The organism is Microbulbifer rhizosphaerae (genome assembly GCF_014191725.1).
Lineage (GTDB): Bacteria > Pseudomonadota > Gammaproteobacteria > Pseudomonadales > Cellvibrionaceae > Microbulbifer > Microbulbifer rhizosphaerae.
Window position 1 is genome coordinate 1 of the sequence record NZ_JACHWZ010000017.1, and the last position, 16,276, is coordinate 16,276.

A 16,276-nucleotide genomic window follows, 5' to 3' on the forward strand; every position below is an offset into this window, starting at 1 on the left:
CCCCCTCGATGTGGCTCTGTGTTTAGGGTTCTTTCCAGCCTCCAAACATAACCCACGATGTCGAGGCTGGGCAGGTCAATCCATGATGTCTACAGCGGGCCTGCGGCCCGCGAGCCGAGCTGGGGCTCGGCGCTCCCGGCTTACCAATCGTGCATGGAGCCGTCTTCCAGGCGGTTCACCGGCAAATAAGCTCTCTGGTAGGGAAACTGTTCCGCAAGCGGCTCGTCGATATCCACACCCAGCCCCGGTGCGTCGCCGGGGTGCAGGTAGCCGTCGGCGAACTGGTATTGGTGGGGGAAGACCGCATCGGTATCCGCGGTGTGACGCATATATTCCTGGATGCCGAAATTGGGAATCGACAGGCCGAAGTGCAGCGCCGCGGCCATGGTGACCGGGGACAGGTCGGTGGCGCCGTGGCAGCCGGTGCGCACCTTGTACAGCTCGGCGAGGTTGGCGATGCGCTTAAGATGGGTGATGCCGCCGGCGTGCAGCACGGTGGCTCGGATATAGTCGACCAGCTGTTCCTCGATCAATTGCTTGCAGTCCCAGATGGTGTTGAACACTTCGCCCACTGCCAGCGGTGTGGTGCTGTGTTGGCGGATCAGGCGGAAGTTGGCCTGGTTTTCCGCCGGCACCGCGTCTTCCAGCCAGAACAACCGGTAGGGCTCCAGGTCTTTGGCCAGCCGCGCCGCCTCGATGGGGGTGAGGCGGTGGTGCACGTCGTGCAGCAGGTGCACGTCCCAGCCCAACTGCTCCCGCGCCGCGGCGAACAGCTCGGGGGCGCTGCGCAGGTATTTTTCCGTGGACCAGAGGTTTTCGGTGGGCAGGTCCGCGTCCGCGGGCTCGTAGAAATCCTTGTCCTTGGAAACACCGTAGGTGGAGGCGAGCCCGGGCACGCCGGATTGCAGGCGCACCGCGCGATAGCCGCGGTCGATATAGCGCTGCGCTTCCGCCAGGGTGTCCTCGATGGTCACACCGTTGGCGTGGCCGTAGACCATGCAGCCCTCGCGGCAGGCGCCGCCGAGCAGTTGGTAGAGAGGCAGGCCCGCGGCCTTGGCTTTGATATCCCAGAGGGCCATATCCACCGCGGCGATGGCGGACATGGTCACCGGGCCCCGGCGCCAGTAGGCGCCGCGGTAGAGGTACTGCCAGGTGTCTTCGATTTTGTGCGCGTCGCGGCCGATCAGGCAGGGAATAACGTGGTCGTTCAGGTAGCTGGCCACCGCCAGCTCGCGGCCGTTCAGGGTGGCATCGCCGACGCCGTGCAGGCCGGAATCGGTTTCGATTTTCAGGGTGACGAAATTGCGCCCGGGACAGGTGATGATCACGCGGGCGGCAGTGATTTTCGACATGGAGTTTCTGTCCTTCGGGAGTTGGGTCTTTTGCCCTGTAGGAGCGGCCGTTGGCCGCGATCGACGGTGGGTAAATTCTCAGATCGATCGCGGCCAACGGCCGCTCCTACAAAAGGGGGAAATTCGGTCAGGGCGTTTCGAGACCCAGCTCCCGCAATGCGCGCAGATGTCCCTCGACGGTGTCCTCCCCGGTATAGGCCACCGCGTGCCATTTTTCCGTGGCGGACATGGATTCGCCGGGGGCGAGTGTGCGGTAGGGCCCGTGCACTTCCAGTTCCAGCACCCCGCTGCCCGGCTGCGCCGGGTCCGCTTCCAGGTAGAGTTCCACCAGGCTCTGGTCCGGGTGTATGGCGTCGCGGGGCAGCAGTGGGAATTCGATCACGAAAAGCTGGTCGTCGGTAAAGGCTGCAAACCAGCCGGCGGCGGGCTCGATATAGGCCTTGGCCTTGATCTGTTCGCCGCGGGTGAAATCGAAAAATCCGCGCTTGCGTTTTTCTTCATCGGCCTTGGCTTCGCCGGCCATCTCGGGAAATTTCGACAGACGCAGGTCGCTGTCGAAATCCTTCACCGGCACATAGACCCGGGTTTCCGGCCCCACCCGGGTGTTGAACCAGATATCCCAGCTCACGGCTTCGTCCCGGCGGTTGACGGCTTCCACCCGATGCTCCAGGGCGTCGCCATCCAGACGGACTTCCTTGGTGAGCTGCAGGCCGGTGACCGGGCTCACCGGCGAGACGATTTTTGCCGAGGTGTCGGTGAGTTCGGCCAGGGAGTATTTGCTCAGCACGGTGAAAGGGTCCGGCGGCCAGTCCGCCTTCGCTGCGCGGCGTTCGGGATTCACGGTCTGCTGTCCCCACCAGTTGCTCTGCGGCCCCGGCCAGACGATATGGCCGAAGTAGGGGATAAAGCCGGCGTCCGCGGAGACTTCGGGCGCGGGTTGTTCGCGCACCGCCTCGCCCACTTTCAACAGGTTGTCCCGGCCGGCGGCGGCAAACCCCAGGCCGCGGCCGCCCAGTCCGGTGGTGAAGCTGTAGCTCAGCTTGTCGTTTTGCAGCCGGTGCACCTCGACCTCGCGGGTGTCCGGATCGGCACAGGCTGCAGCGGCGGTAAGCAGGCCCGCCAGCAGGCAGGGGATTCTTTTGCTGTTTTTCATGGTTCAGTCCGCAAAGGCGCTCAGGGTTTGGATGCTGCCGTCGTCGTTGTGCGCAAGCGGCATCATTTTCACATTGCGCAGGTGGGTCTGGCCGCCGGAGAGCTGGGTGTCGTGGTAGAAGAGATACCACTGGCCGTCGAATTCCGCGATGGAGTGATGGTTGGTCCAGCCCAACACCGGTTCAAGGAGTATGCCGCGATAGGTGAAGGGGCCGTAGGGGCTGTCGCCGGTGGCGTAGGCGATATTGTGGGTGTCACCGGTGGAGTAGGAGAAGTAATAGGTATCGCCGTACTTGTGCAGCCAGGCGGCTTCGAAGAAACGCTTGTCGTTGTCGCCGGCGGGAATGGGGCTGCCGTCTTCGTATTGCAGCAGCACTTTCTTCGGCTGTTCGGCAAAGCTCAACATATCATCGGAGAGTTTCGCCACCATCGGTGCAAGGGCCGGCTTGTCGTCGGCAGGGTAGCTGTCCTCCGCCACATATTCCCCCGTCTGCCAGCGCTGCAGCTGGCCGCCCCAGATGCCGCCGAAGTACAGGTAGTGCTCGCCGTTGTCCTCGAACACGGTCGGGTCGATGCTATAGCTGCCGGGGATGGGTTTTTCCAACGGCTCGAAGGGGCCGGTGGGGGAATCGCTCACCGCCACGCCGATGCGGAAGATATCCTGCTTGTCCTTGGAGGGGAAATACAGGTAGTACTTGTCGCCTTTTCTGGCGGCGTCCGGTGCCCACATCTGGCGGCCGGCCCAGGGGACGTCGTCCAGCGAGAGCGCCACGCCGTTGTCGATCACCTCACCGCCCAGCTTGTCCATGGACAGGATATGGTAGTCGCGCATCGCGAAGTGCGCGCCGGTGTCGTCCATGGGGATATCGGTTTCGATATCGTGGGAGGGATAAATATAGAGCTTGTCGTCCCACACGTGGGCGGAGGGGTCGGCGGTGTAGATATGGGAAACCAGCGGCTCGGAGACGAATTTGCGCTCCTGGGCCATGCGTCGGTTTTCGGCTTCTTTCTGGATTACGTCGGGAACTTCAGCCTGTGCTGTACTGGCGGCTTCAGGTTTTCCGCCGTCGCAGGCAGAGAGGGCGGCGGCCAGTGCCACGAGGGCGGGCAGTGCCCGTTTCTTCATCATCATTATTGGTTTCTCCATTTTTTATTTATGTGTCGGTTTTTGTTTCTGTTGTAGGAGCGGCGGGGCGGCCATCCGCCGTTGGCCGCGACAAATCGGCAGGATAGCCGATTTGGACGCCGCAGGCGCCCGGAGGGCGAGCGCCATGGATGGCGCGAGTCAGCGGCATGAGCTACGAAGTGAGGCAGATCGCGGCCAACGGCCGCTCCTACAAGGTTATCCTTCCACCATCAGTGTGGCGGTTTTCAGGTCCGCGGAATTGCCACCCACCATAATCTCAAATTCCCCCGGTTCGACAACCCTTTGCATGGTGCTGTTCCACAGGGACAGTGCTTCCGGGCCGAGGGTGAAACGTAGTTCACGTTTTTCACCCGGCTGCAGGGTGACGCGTCGGAAGCCGCGCAGTTCTTTTACCGGCCGGGTCACCGAGGCCACCCTGTCGCGGATATAGAGTTGTACCACTTCGTCGCCAGGGTACCCGCCGGTATTTTCCACCGCCACCGAGACTTGTACTGAACCGTCTGTTTTGATCGTCGGCGCGGAGAGTTGCGGCTCACCTATTTTGAAAGTCGTGTAGCTGAGGCCGTAACCGAAGGGAAACAGCGGAGATTTGTCGTCGAACAGGTAGCCGCGCCGGGAGCTGGGTTTGTGGTTGTAGTAGAGGGGCAGCTGGCCCACATTGCGCGGGAAGGTAACCGGCAGTTTGCCGCCGGGGTTGATATCGCCGAACAGCGCTTCGGCCACCGCGGTGCCGCCCTCCTGGCCCAGGTACCAGCCCTCGATCAGGCTGTTGGCGCGGGCGGCGATATTTTCCAGCGCCGGCGGGCGGCCGTTGATCAGCACTACCACCACCGGTTTGCCCAGCTCGAACATGGCCTGGGCCAGTTCCTCCTGCTCGCCTACTAAGCGCAGGCTGGAGCGGTCTCCCAGGTGGTTGTTCGCCCAGGCCTCGCGGCTGGTCTGCTCGGTGTCGCCGAGCACCAGCACTATGGCGTCGGCATCTTGCGCCACCTGTACCGCCTGTTGGATGCGCTCGCGGTTTTCCTGCGGGTCCGCCTGGGTCACTTCGCTCGCCCACCAGTCGGAACTCTCGGTAATGCGCGCGCCCTCGGAGTGCACGACATTCGCCGCATCGCCCAGCCTGGCCTGAATGCCGTCGAGAATGCTCACGGTGTGGCGCGGCTGGCCGGAGTAGCCGCCCAGACGTAGTGCCGCGGCATTGGGGCCGATTACCGCCAGGGTTTTCAGTGCGCTTTCATCCAAAGGCAGGGTGCCGTCATTTTTCAACAGCACCAGGGATTTGCGCGCGGCCTCCAGGGCCAGTTCGCGGGCTTCGGGCTCGCCGGCGAGGGTTTCGGCGCGGTCCGGATCGCCGTAGGGGTTTTCGAACAGACCGGCGTTGAATTTCAGGGTCAGCATGCGCCGCACCGCGTCGTCCAGTTGCGCCTCCGGCACCCGGCCCTCGCGCACCGCCGCGGCGAGGGTGATGTAACCCTGGCCGTCTGGCAGGTCCGAATCCACGCCGGCGCCCAGTGCCGCGGCGGCCGCGGACTCCATATCCGGCAGCAGGTGGTGCAGGTCGACCAGCTGGGGTATCGCCCCGTAGTCGCTCACCACAGCACCCTCGAAACCCCACTCCCCGCGCAGCACCTCTTCCAGCATCCACTTGTTGACGTGGCTGGGGACGCCGTCGATCTCGTTGTAGGAGGCCATCAGTGCGCCCAGTTCAGTGCGCTTGACCACCTGCTCGAAGGGCGGGAAGAAATACTCCCGCAGGGTGCGCTCACCGAAGGGGGCGGCGCCCACGTTGATGCCGCTCTCCGGCTGGCCGTGGCCGGTCATATGCTTGAGGGTGGCGAAGACCCTGTCCTCCGCCAGCGGCAGGGTTTCGCCCTGCAAGCCTTTCACCGCAGCCACGCCCATCTCGCCCACCAGGTAGGGGTCTTCGCCGAAGGTCTCCTCGATGCGCCCCCAGCGCGGGTCGCGGGCGATATCCACTACCGGCGACAGAACCAGCGGTACGCCGCGGGCGCGTACCTCACCGGCGATCGCAGCGTTTACCCGTTGCACCAGCTGCGGGTCCCAACTGCTGGCCAGGGCGATGGCCTGGGGAAAACTGGTAGCGTCGTTGGCGGCCAGGCCGTGCAGCGCCTCCTCGTGGAATAGCACCGGGATGCCGAGGCGGGTTTCCTCCAGTGCGTATTTCTGCACCGCATTGACGAACTCCACGTGATCGCGCGGGTTGCGCCAGCGCGGGCCGTCGTCATTGTCGGGGGAGGGCGCGCCGCGGCGGTCAGAGGGCCGGGCGATATGACCGATGCCGTGGGGGTGGGCGTCGCGGGCTTTGGCCGGGTCGAAATTGAGTTCGGCGTCGACGATATCCGCCTTGCCCTGCCACAGGGTGGTGATCTGGGCGACTTTTTCGTCCAGGGTCATGCGCGCCAGCAGGTCCTCCACGCGGGTTGCTACCGGTGCCGACGGATCGCGGTACAGGGGCGCGGACGGTTCGGCATCGGCGAGCTGAGGCCCGGAGTTCAGCTTGAGCGCGACGACGGCGGCAATACAAAGTCCGGCGCCGAGGCCGATGGCGAGCCGGCGTCTGGATGGATTCGCTGATTCCATGGGGCTTTCTCCCTTTGTTTTTATTGTGTGTTATGGTATGGCAGAATATGATAGCGCTACCATAATAAATCCATGCGCCGTCTTGTCAAAAGAATTCCAATAAAAAATCGAGGTGAGAGTAATGCGCGTTGGAGCCCTCTGGTGTCGATTGATTTTGCCCTTGCTGATACTGTCCTCACCCTTTTCCCGGGCCGAGGACGGCTACGACCTGTGGTTGCGTTATCAGGAGCTTCCAGCGGAATGGCGCTCGGCCAACGCAAAATCCCTGCGCTCGCTGGTGGCGCCGCAAAATCCTTCTCCTACCCTGGCCGCCGCGCGGGATGAGCTGTCGCGCGGTCTACGGGGGCTGTTGGGGGAAGAGGTTCGCTTGAATGAAAAGGCCGGTAGGGGCGCGCTGCTGATCGGCACGCCGGCGTCGTCGCCGCTGATTGCCGGGCTTGATCTGCCGCTCGGCGACCTGGGGAACGAGGGCTATGTGATTCGCAGCGTCGAGATCGGCGGCCGCGCCGCCACCGCCATCGCCGCCAACAGCGATATCGGTGTGCTCTACGGCACTTTTCACTTCCTGCGCCTGTTGCAGACCCGCCAGCCGCTGGTGGACCTGGCGATCGAGAGCAGGCCGAGTGTTCAGCTGCGCCTGCTCAACCACTGGGACAACCTGGACGGCAGCGTCGAGCGCGGCTACGCCGGGCAGTCCCTGTGGGACTGGTGGAAACTGCCGGACTACCGCGACCCCCGCTATACCGACTACGCCCGCGCCAACGCCTCCCTTGGCATCAACGGCACGGTGCTCAACAACGTCAACACCAATGCAAACAGCCTGACCCCGGGCTATATCGCCAAGACCGCGGCCCTCGCGGAGGTGTTCCGCCCCTACGGTATCCGCGTCTACCTCTCCGCGCGCTTCAGCGCCCCGGTGGAGATCGGCAGCCTGGAAACCGCCGATCCCCGGGATCCCGCGGTGCGCGACTGGTGGAAAGCGAAGGTTGACGAAATTTACAAGGCCATCCCCGATTTCGGCGGATTCCTGGTGAAGGCCAATTCCGAGGGCCAGCCGGGGCCCCAGGACTATGGCCGCAGCCACGCCGAGGGCGCGAATATGCTCGCCGAGGCCCTGCGCCCCCACGGCGGCGCGGTGATGTGGCGGGCCTTTGTCTATTCCGACGTCAATCCGGAGGACAGGGCCAAGCAGGCCTACAGCGAGTTCCAGCCGCTGGACGGGCAGTTCGCCGACAATGTGCTGCTGCAGGTGAAGAACGGGCCCATCGACTTCCAGCCCCGGGAGCCCTTCCACCCGCTGTTCGGCGCCATGCCGTCGACCCCGCTGATGATGGAGTTCCAGATCACCAAGGAATACCTGGGGTTCGCCACCCACCTGGTCTACGTGGGTCCGCTGTACGAAGAGGTGCTGGATGCGGATACCTGCCAGCCTTCCCTCCTTGTAGGAGCGGCCGCTGGCCGCGATCGGCCCCAGATCGAGGCCAACGGCCGCTCCTACAACAATGAAGAATCATCCTGCGGAAATGGCGCCACCGTCGCCCGGGTAATCGACGGCAGCCTGCACAACTATTCGCGCACCGGCGTCGCCGGCGTCGCCAATATCGGCAGGGATCGCAACTGGAGCGGCTCCATTTTCAACCAGGCCAACTGGTACGTCTTCGGCCGCCTGGCCTGGAACCCGGACCTCGGCGCCCAAGAAATCGCCGAAGAGTGGCTGAAGATGACCTTTACCGCGGATAAGCAATTTGTCGACGCCGCGGCGGAAATGATGATGCGCTCGCGGGAAGCGGCAGTGGATTACATGACGCCCCTGGGGCTTGCGCACCTGATGGGCACCGATCATCACTACGGCCCCGCCCCCTGGGTTTCCGAACTCCCCCAGCCGGAGTGGAACCCGGTCTACTACCACCGCGCGGACAAAAACGGTATCGGCTTCGATCGCACCGCCGAGGGCAGCGACGCCGTCGCACAGTATGCGCCGCCCGTCGCCGGGCGCTTCGGCAGCCGGGCAAAAATCCCGGAGGAATACCTGCTGTGGTTTCACCACCTGCCCTGGGATTACACCACCAGTTCCGGCCGCATCCTGTGGGAGGAACTGGTTCACCGCTACGACCGCGGCGTGGGGGAAGTGGAGGCGATGCAGGCCACCTGGGCGGAACTGAAACCCTTTGTGGACCCCGAGCGCTTTGCCGAGACCGACAGTTTCCTGCGCATCCAACAGCGGGAGGCGCGCTGGTGGCGGGACGCCAGCATCGCCTACTTCCGCGAGGTGTCCGGCTGCAAACTGCCGGCGGGGGTGCGCCCCCCGGAGCACTCGCTGGAGCACTACCGGTCCATCTCGTTTCCGCGATCGCTGGGCCAGCCGGGTGGGTGACCACTGAGGGAGCCGGCGCCGAAACGGCGGGAACACCGGCAGACGCGGGAGTGTGCTGCTACGCTGGAGTCGTCCCGGCAACGCATGACCATGGCACCGGGATCACACATATCCCACGCCAGGAGACAGAGAGATGCTCCACGCCCCCACAGCCGTTGTCCGCTTTTCACTGCCCTTGCTTGCGGTTCTCGCACTTTCCGCGTGGACCCGGGCTGCCGACGAGACCGTTGGGGAACCGCAGCTGTCGGCGGCACAGACCAAGGTGGTGGAGGAGCAGATCGCCGGGCTCAAGTCTGCGGAGGGGCGCCAACTGGCGTCGAAGTGGAGCAACGCGAAGAAGGTAGCCGAGGTCATGTGCCAGCCTCTGGCCCTGGAGACACTGAGGGCGCGGGTCCCGGGAACGGACCGGGTCTTCCTCGGCACCGAAGATCAAGGCACCTTGACGCTGTCCAGCAACCGGCTGTTGTCGGGCCGAGGCGAGCTGCGTCTCGGAAACGACTGGAGGGAGTTCCTCTTCGATTGCCATCTCGATCCCGACACGGGCAAGGCCACCGCCTTTCGGGTTACTTTCGAGGAACGTTGAGCGCTAACATTTCCTTCTTTTCCATCCTGATATCTCACTTTTAAGGGTCAAACTTCCCGCCTACGCAAAGTTATACGTCCAAGATTGTGACGCAGCGCAAATAAGGACGATGGAGGCAGACTCTCTGCCGCAGAATTGTTTAAGGGTCAGTGATATCCCTAAAAGGACCCTATTTTAACAATAACAAAATGTTCATTCAGGAAGTGCCGATATTGCTGTCTGCGTAAAGTGGACCGTCGGTTACAGCGGCGGTAATAATCAACGGCAACCCGGCTGCAAGAGCAGAAACGAATCTTGGGAGAGAGGAGATGAAATAACTTGACATCGCCGGTCGAACGACATATCTCTACGCTTTGGTAGCGTTACCATCAATGGATAATTGAATAATAGTTGAGCACCGCAGCCAAGGACCCCATGGATGTGTGTAGTCATGGAGATTGCAGCGGCGGCGCGATGATAGGAATGAGAGGAGCCCCATGTACAGATATAAAAGAAACAAACTGTCCGAAGTCATAATCACCGTGATGGCGTCCGCCATCGGTTCCCACCAGGCCTTGGCGCAGGAGCAGAGCACGCTCGAAGAGGTCACCGTCACCGGTATCCGCGCCTCCCTCGAGCGCTCCATGGATATCAAGCGCGAATCCTCCGGTGTGGTGGATGCGATTTCCGCCGAGGATATCGGTAAGTTCCCTGACACCAACCTGGCTGAGTCGCTGCAGCGGATTACCGGGGTTTCCATCAACCGGGTGAACGGTGAAGGTTCCGAAGTGACCGTGCGCGGCTTCGGTCCGGAAAACAACATGGTCACCCTGAACGGCCGCACCATGCCCACCGGTACCAGCTACGGCGGCGGCAGTGGCGCCGACGGTACAACCCGCTCCGGCGGCAGCCGCGCATTCAACTTCGCCAACCTGGCCTCAGAAAATATCAGTGGGGTAGAGGTCTACAAGACCAGCAAGGCGGACATCGCCACCGGCGGCATTGGTTCAACGATCAACATCAAGACCATGCGGCCGCTGGACAATCCGGGCTTCACGGCCACCATCGGCGCCAAGGCGGTGCACGATACCACCAACCGCTACAACGACGATGTGACGCCGGAACTCTCCGGAATCGTCAGTTGGACCAATGAGGAGGAGACCTGGGGTGCGGCATTGGCTCTCAGCCACCAGCAGCGCGACTCCGGCTATTCGGGGGTCACCGTAAACAACTGGAATATCGGTGTCTGGGGGCAGGACGATCTCTACAGCCAGGGCGGGGTACCCGACGAGGATAAAGCCGATATTGTAAATGCGCCGGCAGAGGGTCAACTCTACGCGCGTCCCAACGACTTCCGCTATGCTTTCTCCGATACCCAGCGCGAACGTCTCAATGGCCAGCTGACGCTGCAGTTCAAGCCCACCGACAAGATGACCGCCACGTTGGACTACACCTACGCCGACAACGATATCGAAGAGCATCGTGGCGAGATCACCAACTGGATCCAGAATGGCTCCAATGTGTCCCGGGTCGTGTTCGACGATTCCGAAATCGCAACGCCGATCAGTATCTCGGAAAACTATACCGGTACCGTGGATATTGGCTACGAGCAGCAATACCGCTCCCAGAGCGATACCCTGGACTCCCTGGGTTTTAATTTCGAATTCGAGGTCAACGACAGCCTGACCCTAGCCTTCGATGTGCACGACTCCACCATGAAGAGCCTGCCCACTGGCCCGGACAAGAGTGGTGAAGTGGCCATCGGCCTGGGCTCGCCGACCGTGGGATCAAAGACCCTGGACTTCTCCGGCAGTACGCCCACCTACAGTTTTGATACCAGCGTTCCCAATAACGCCCTGACGGCGGACAATGTGGGTTCGTCGATCCTGCGCGTGCGTGGTTCCGGCTCCACCAACGACGTTACCCAGCTCAAGTTCGACGGCAAGTGGGAATTCGACAATGGCCGCTTTGATTTCGGCGTCGAGTCCCGCTCCATCGAAATGGATGCCTATCAGACCTCCGGCGTCAACCAGACACTGGGTAACTGGGGGATCGCCAACCCGGGAGAATTCCCGGCCGATATGTTCCGGGTCATTGACGTCCAGGATGAATTTGAAGACTTCAACGTAAATGGCAGCCCTGCAGTCGGCTTCCGCGGCGACGCGGTGGAACTGACCCGGTACGCCAATACCCTCTATCCGGGTACCTGCCTGTGCGTCGCCGATACCAACTCCTCCCACGATATCCTGGAAGAGGAAACCACGGCTGCTTACTTCCAGGTGGCTCTGTCTACGGAGTTGGGGGCCTTCCCCGCGAACTTCCTCGCTGGTGCCCGCTATGAGACTACCGACGTAAGTTCGCAGTCCCTGGTCAACCCGATTCCCTATCTCGTTTGGGAAAACAACAATGACTTCTCTTCGGGGCCGGCGGGCGCAACTGTGGAATGGTCGGAGAAGAACAGCTACGACAATCTGCTGCCGAGCCTGGATTTCAGTCTCGAGTTCACTGAAGATGTCGTCGGTCGTTTCTCCTACAGCAAGACCATCGCCCGTGCCGGCTACGGTGACCTGAGAGTGGCGCCGGGTAGCTTCGGTACCGACGGCTCCACCTTTAATGGTGCTACACCGACAGCGACTTCATCCAACCCGTCCCTGCTCCCGCTGGAATCCGACAACCTGGATCTGTCCCTGGAGTGGTATTACGGCGACTCAAGTTTTGCTTCCCTCGGCTTCTTCGAGAAGCGCGTGGACAACTTTATCGGCATTGGCCAGGAGGAAGAGACATTTGGCATCCTGGACCAGACCAATGGTCCTCGTGTGCAGGCGGCTGCAGCGGCGCTGGATGATCTGGGTCTTGCCACCGACGACACCAACCTCTATGCCATGGTCGTGCTGATGGAGCACCCGGAAGCGATTACGGACAACCCGGATATCTTCCCCAACGGCGTCTTCGAAGGCACCAACGAGCAGCTGCTGCTACTCGGTGAAACCGACGGCTGGGACGTTACTCCCGAAGAGGGCGACCCGGAAATGGTGTTCACCACCAGCAAGCCGATCAACAACAGGCAAGCCAAGATCTACGGTGCTGAACTTGCCGTGCAGCACTTCTTCGGCGAGACCGGTTTCGGCGTACAGGCCAACTACACCATCGTGCGCGGTGACGTGGGCTTTGATAATCTCGGCCTGCCGACTGAAAACCAGTTTGCGCTTACCGGTTTGAGCGACACGGCCAACCTGGTCCTGCTCTACGAAAACTACGGCATTCAGGCGCGTCTGGCCTACAACTGGCGCGATAAATTCCTGACCGCCGTTAACCAGGGCAGCTCCAGGAACCCGAGGTATATAGATGAGTTCTCGCAGATTGACTTGAACGTCAGTTACGAGGTCAATGATCAGTTGTCGGTGGCTTTTGAAGGTATCAACATCACCGGTGAGGATATCGAACAGTACAACCGCAACGAACGCATGGTCAGGTTTATGGATGATCTGGGCGCCCGTTATCAAGTGGGTGCCCACTATAAGTTCTGATCGCCATGTACTTTTGAGTTAGTTTGATATGCTTATAAAGCCGCTGGTTTCAGCGGCTTTTTTTTTCTATTTAAAAAGGCGATACAGGTGTAGTATGGTTGTATTAAACAGCGGTGAAAGCTGCGAGAAACCTTTGGTATAAAAATAAAAGACGGTTCTATGGCTAATTATGTGCTTCTGAACAATGTACAACATCAAAACCTGAAGGTGGTCGACCGCTACTCCAGCGAGCTGGGGGATGGCAAGGCGGCGGTAATGACCTTTCCCACCGAGTTCTCCGACGTGCAACGGGAATACCCCATACTGTTGAGCCGAGATCCACAAACCGGTGACTACCAAGCTGTTGCTTTGCTGGGTATTCAAAAAGACGAGAATCTTTTTCTCTGTGATACAGGCAATGGTTGGAGTGCCTCTTATATCCCCGCTGTTGTGACGAGGGGGCCGTTTATCGTCGGTCTACAGGAGCAGGAAGATGAGGCGGAAGGTGCGCCGATGATCTATGTGGATCTGGACAGCCCTAAGGTGAGTGAAACCGAGGGTGAGCCGCTGTTCCGGCAGTTTGGAGGAAACAGTCCCTATCTTGAGTATACTTCAGAAGTCCTGCGCACCATTCACCAGGGAGCGGAGGTTGGCAAGGCCATGTTCCACGCTTTCGACCAGCTTGAGCTGATCGAGCCGATAACCATCAATATTGACCTGAAAAATGGCGACAAACACCAACTGAGCGGCTATTACACAATCAGTGAAGAAAAGCTGGCAAACCTGAGTGGTGACTCTTTGAGAGTGCTGAACCTGTCGGGCTATTTACAGGGGGCTTTCCTGATCCTGGCTTCCCTGTCAAATATCAAAAAGCTGATTGATAGGAAGAACGCGCGCTTATAGTGTGAGAAGTACGGCCGTTATCAGTGGTGAGTTTTCAGTATGACCGGGATAACAAAGCAGACTAAAACGATTCAAAATTGCGCGCCGGGTGAAATTCCGGAAGAAATGCTCTGTTCTGCCGAACCTGTCGTTATCAAAGGATTGGTGAAAGACTGGAAACTGGTTGGAGAAGCCGGGAAATCTTCCTATGCCGCGGTGGAATACCTGAAGTCGTACTATAGTGGAAAACCAGCACTGATCAACATTGGTCATCCGGGGATTGATGGCCGGTATTTTTATAATGATGACCTGAAGTCCCTGAATTATGACACCGTCAAGGCGCAAATCGATGAAGCCCTCTCCTTGATCCTCAAGGCCGAAACGGATCCCGAACGGCCCTCTTATTATATTTCCTCGACATCCATTGACAGTCATTTTCCCGGGCTCCGGGAAGAGAACGACCTGGATATACCAAGAAAAGAAAGGTCATATCCGGTATCTCCTCCCCAGATGAAAATATGGATCGGGACCCGCTCTATCGCCACCTGTCACTATGACGCCCTGGACAATATCGCTTGCTGCATCGCTGGGCGCAGGCGTTTTACCCTGTTTCCCCCCAGCCAGATAAAGAACCTGTACTTTGGCCCCCTGGACCTGACACCGGGCGGCCAGGCCATCAGCATGGTGGATTTCGATAACCCGGACTTTGAAAAGTATCCCCGCTTTCGCGATGCCCTGGCGGCGGGGCAGGTGGCCGATCTCGAGCCGGGCGATGCGGTCTATATCCCCAGTATGTGGATGCACCATGTGGAGAGTTTCAGCTCTTTCAATGTGCTGGTGAACTACTGGTGGGATGACGCTCCCATGTACACCGGCTCCGGTATGAATGCGCTGTACCACGGGATTTTAAGCCTGCGCGACAAGCCCGAGCACGAGAAAGAAGGCTGGAAGCAGTTGTTTGACTACTATGTTTTCGGCCCGTCCGAGCTGGCGGGAGAGCACCTTCCCGAGCATGCGCGAGGGGTGCTGGGAGAATTGGATGAAATCAAGTCCAGACAGTTGCGGGCAATGCTGCTGCAAAAACTGAATAGATAAAGGCTTCTGGCTGTTACCACTCGGGCGAGAAATGAATACAAAGACAGATGATAAATTGCGGGGCAGGATATCCAGAGTGGTGATAGCCGGCGGTGGCACCGCAGGCTGGATAGCCGCAGCAGCCCTATCGAAAAAGCTGGGCGAATTGCTGGATATCACGCTGGTTGAGTCCGAGCAGATTGGCACTGTCGGCGTGGGGGAAGCCACCATTCCGCCTCTGAGAACCTTCCACCGACTGCTGGGCATCGACGAACAGGATTTCATGCGGGCCACCCAGGCCACCGCCAAACTGGGTATCGCTTTTGAAAACTGGGGCCGGCAGGGCGATCGTTACATCCACTCGTTCGGGAGAATCGGGACCAGCGCCTGGCTGTGTGACTTTCACCACTTCTGGCTGCGTGGCAGGGAAATGGGTTTTGATGCCGAACTGGGAGACTTCTGTCTCGAGTTGCAAGCGGCGGAAGCGGGGAAGTTCGCAACTTCGCCCAAGTCGGAGATCAATTTTGCCTATCATCTGGATGCGGGGCGCTACGCGAAATTCCTGCGCTGCTTCAGCGAGGGCCTCGGGGTCAGGCGCGTCGAGGGAAAAATCCGTGAGGTCAGGAAAAACGCCGAGTCTGGTTTTATCGAGTCGCTTTTGCTGGAGGACGGACAGGTAGTCGAAGGAGACCTGTTTATCGACTGCACCGGTTTTCGCGGCTTGTTGATCGAGCAGACCCTGAAAACCGGCTACGAGGACTGGTCCCATTGGTTGCCCTGTGACAGCGCCGTGCCGGTACAGACAGAAGCGAAGGGGCCGGCGCTGCCCTACACCCGTTCCATCGCCCGCGAGTCCGGATGGCAATGGCGCATTCCGTTGCAACAGCGGGTGGGTAACGGGTTGGTCTACTGCAGCCGCTATCTGTCCGATGACGAGGCGACAGCGCAGTTGCTGGAAAACATCGACGGCGAGGCGATCACCGAGCCTCGGGTGATCCGATTCAAAACCGGAAGGCGCCGCAAGGTCTGGAATAAAAACTGTGTGGCTTTGGGCCTGGCCAGCGGTTTTTTAGAGCCGCTGGAGTCCACCAGCATCCACCTGATTGTCACCGGGGCAACGCGGCTGATGCAGTTGTTTCCTTTCGACGGCATAACCCGCTCACTGGTCGATGAGTACAACGAACTCTCCCAGGATGAACTGGAGAAAATCCGCGATTTTATCGTGCTCCACTACCATGTGACCCAGCGGGAGGACAGCCCCTTCTGGCACTATTGCAAAAACATGCAAATTCCCGAATCCCTGGACCATCGCATTCGCCTGTTCCAAGAGAGAGCTCATGCCTTTCAGGCGGACAGCGAACTGTTCCGCGTGGATTCCTGGGTCCAGGTGATGCTCGGGCAGGGCCTGATGCCCGAAGGTTACCACCCCCTTCCCCGGCTGATGACCAAGGAGGAAATGCGCCGGCTGCAGCAAAGCATCAGCTCGACCATTGCCAGGGCGGTATCCTCTTTGCCCGACCATCAGGACTTCATCGACCACTATTGCAAGTCGAATGGCCGCGAGGAACTCTAGAAACTATTCCATAAACATAGCGGGTGGGGATGGCCGCCAGATCATCCCACTAT

Annotated in this window: 10 protein-coding genes; 6 read left to right on the plus strand and 4 right to left on the minus strand. The window is 60.2% G+C overall.

Annotated features, from left to right (window positions below):
- Positions 1-140 precede the first annotated feature (140 nt).
- From manD to FHS09_RS16275, 4 genes are all read right to left on the minus strand, one after another.
- Positions 141-1,352 carry a D-mannonate dehydratase ManD gene (gene manD / locus FHS09_RS16260; protein ID WP_183461835.1) on the minus strand — a complete coding sequence of 404 codons (1,212 nt, stop codon included), beginning with the start codon at positions 1,350-1,352 and terminating at the stop codon, positions 141-143.
- A gap of 127 nt (positions 1,353-1,479) precedes the next feature.
- Positions 1,480-2,505 (minus strand): DUF4380 domain-containing protein, encoded by a 1,026-nt coding sequence (locus FHS09_RS16265; protein ID WP_183461837.1) that lies wholly within the window; start codon positions 2,503-2,505, stop codon positions 1,480-1,482.
- A 3-nt stretch (positions 2,506-2,508) separates the two neighbouring features.
- Complete coding sequence (locus tag FHS09_RS16270) at positions 2,509-3,492, minus strand: glycoside hydrolase family 43 protein (protein WP_221192069.1); 984 nt, start codon at positions 3,490-3,492, stop codon at positions 2,509-2,511.
- A 354-nt stretch (positions 3,493-3,846) separates the two neighbouring features.
- Positions 3,847-6,252, minus strand: coding sequence for a glycoside hydrolase family 3 N-terminal domain-containing protein (locus tag FHS09_RS16275; protein WP_183461842.1), 2,406 nt, complete (start codon positions 6,250-6,252; stop codon positions 3,847-3,849).
- Between the two features lie 121 nt (positions 6,253-6,373).
- Between FHS09_RS16275 and FHS09_RS16280 the strand changes: the two genes are divergently transcribed.
- The 6 genes from FHS09_RS16280 (at position 6,374) to FHS09_RS16305 (ending at position 16,223) form a co-directional block, all read left to right on the plus strand.
- Positions 6,374-8,626, plus strand: a complete 2,253-nt coding sequence (locus FHS09_RS16280) for an alpha-glucuronidase family glycosyl hydrolase (RefSeq protein ID WP_183461844.1) — start codon at positions 6,374-6,376, stop codon at positions 8,624-8,626.
- Positions 8,627-8,759: 133 nt separating this feature from the next.
- The gene (locus FHS09_RS16285; protein ID WP_183461846.1) at positions 8,760-9,209 is read left to right on the plus strand and encodes a hypothetical protein; all 450 of its coding nucleotides are present in this window, start codon (positions 8,760-8,762) and stop codon (positions 9,207-9,209) included.
- Between the two features lie 476 nt (positions 9,210-9,685).
- Positions 9,686-12,715 carry a TonB-dependent receptor gene (locus tag FHS09_RS16290; protein ID WP_183461848.1) on the plus strand — a complete coding sequence of 1,010 codons (3,030 nt, stop codon included), beginning with the start codon at positions 9,686-9,688 and terminating at the stop codon, positions 12,713-12,715.
- 159 nt (positions 12,716-12,874) lie between these two features.
- Entirely contained in the window at positions 12,875-13,597 is a 723-nt protein-coding gene (locus tag FHS09_RS16295; RefSeq protein ID WP_183461850.1) for a SapC family protein, read from the plus strand.
- 39 nt (positions 13,598-13,636) lie between these two features.
- Entirely contained in the window at positions 13,637-14,671 is a 1,035-nt protein-coding gene (locus tag FHS09_RS16300) for a cupin-like domain-containing protein (RefSeq protein WP_183461852.1), read from the plus strand.
- Between the two features lie 31 nt (positions 14,672-14,702).
- On the plus strand, positions 14,703-16,223 hold the full coding sequence (locus FHS09_RS16305; protein ID WP_183461854.1) for a tryptophan halogenase family protein: 1,521 nt from the start codon (positions 14,703-14,705) through the stop codon (positions 16,221-16,223).
- The last annotated feature ends 53 nt before the right edge of the window (positions 16,224-16,276 follow it).

Bases quoted from the DNA above. Each gene is read 5' to 3' on its own strand.
- manD (WP_183461835.1), bottom strand. From the start codon at position 1,352: ATGTCGAAAATCACTGCCGCCCGCGTGATCATCACCTGTCCCGGGCGC.
- FHS09_RS16265 (WP_183461837.1), bottom strand. From the start codon at position 2,505: ATGAAAAACAGCAAAAGAATCCCCTGCCTGCTGGCGGGCCTGCTTACC.
- FHS09_RS16270 (WP_221192069.1), bottom strand. From the start codon at position 3,492: ATGGCCCAGGAGCGCAAATTCGTCTCCGAGCCGCTGGTTTCCCATATC.
- FHS09_RS16275 (WP_183461842.1), bottom strand. From the start codon at position 6,252: ATGGAATCAGCGAATCCATCCAGACGCCGGCTCGCCATCGGCCTCGGC.
- FHS09_RS16280 (WP_183461844.1), top strand. From the start codon at position 6,374: ATGCGCGTTGGAGCCCTCTGGTGTCGATTGATTTTGCCCTTGCTGATA.
- FHS09_RS16285 (WP_183461846.1), top strand. From the start codon at position 8,760: ATGCTCCACGCCCCCACAGCCGTTGTCCGCTTTTCACTGCCCTTGCTT.
- FHS09_RS16290 (WP_183461848.1), top strand. From the start codon at position 9,686: ATGTACAGATATAAAAGAAACAAACTGTCCGAAGTCATAATCACCGTG.
- FHS09_RS16295 (WP_183461850.1), top strand. From the start codon at position 12,875: ATGGCTAATTATGTGCTTCTGAACAATGTACAACATCAAAACCTGAAG.
- FHS09_RS16300 (WP_183461852.1), top strand. From the start codon at position 13,637: ATGACCGGGATAACAAAGCAGACTAAAACGATTCAAAATTGCGCGCCG.
- FHS09_RS16305 (WP_183461854.1), top strand. From the start codon at position 14,703: ATGAATACAAAGACAGATGATAAATTGCGGGGCAGGATATCCAGAGTG.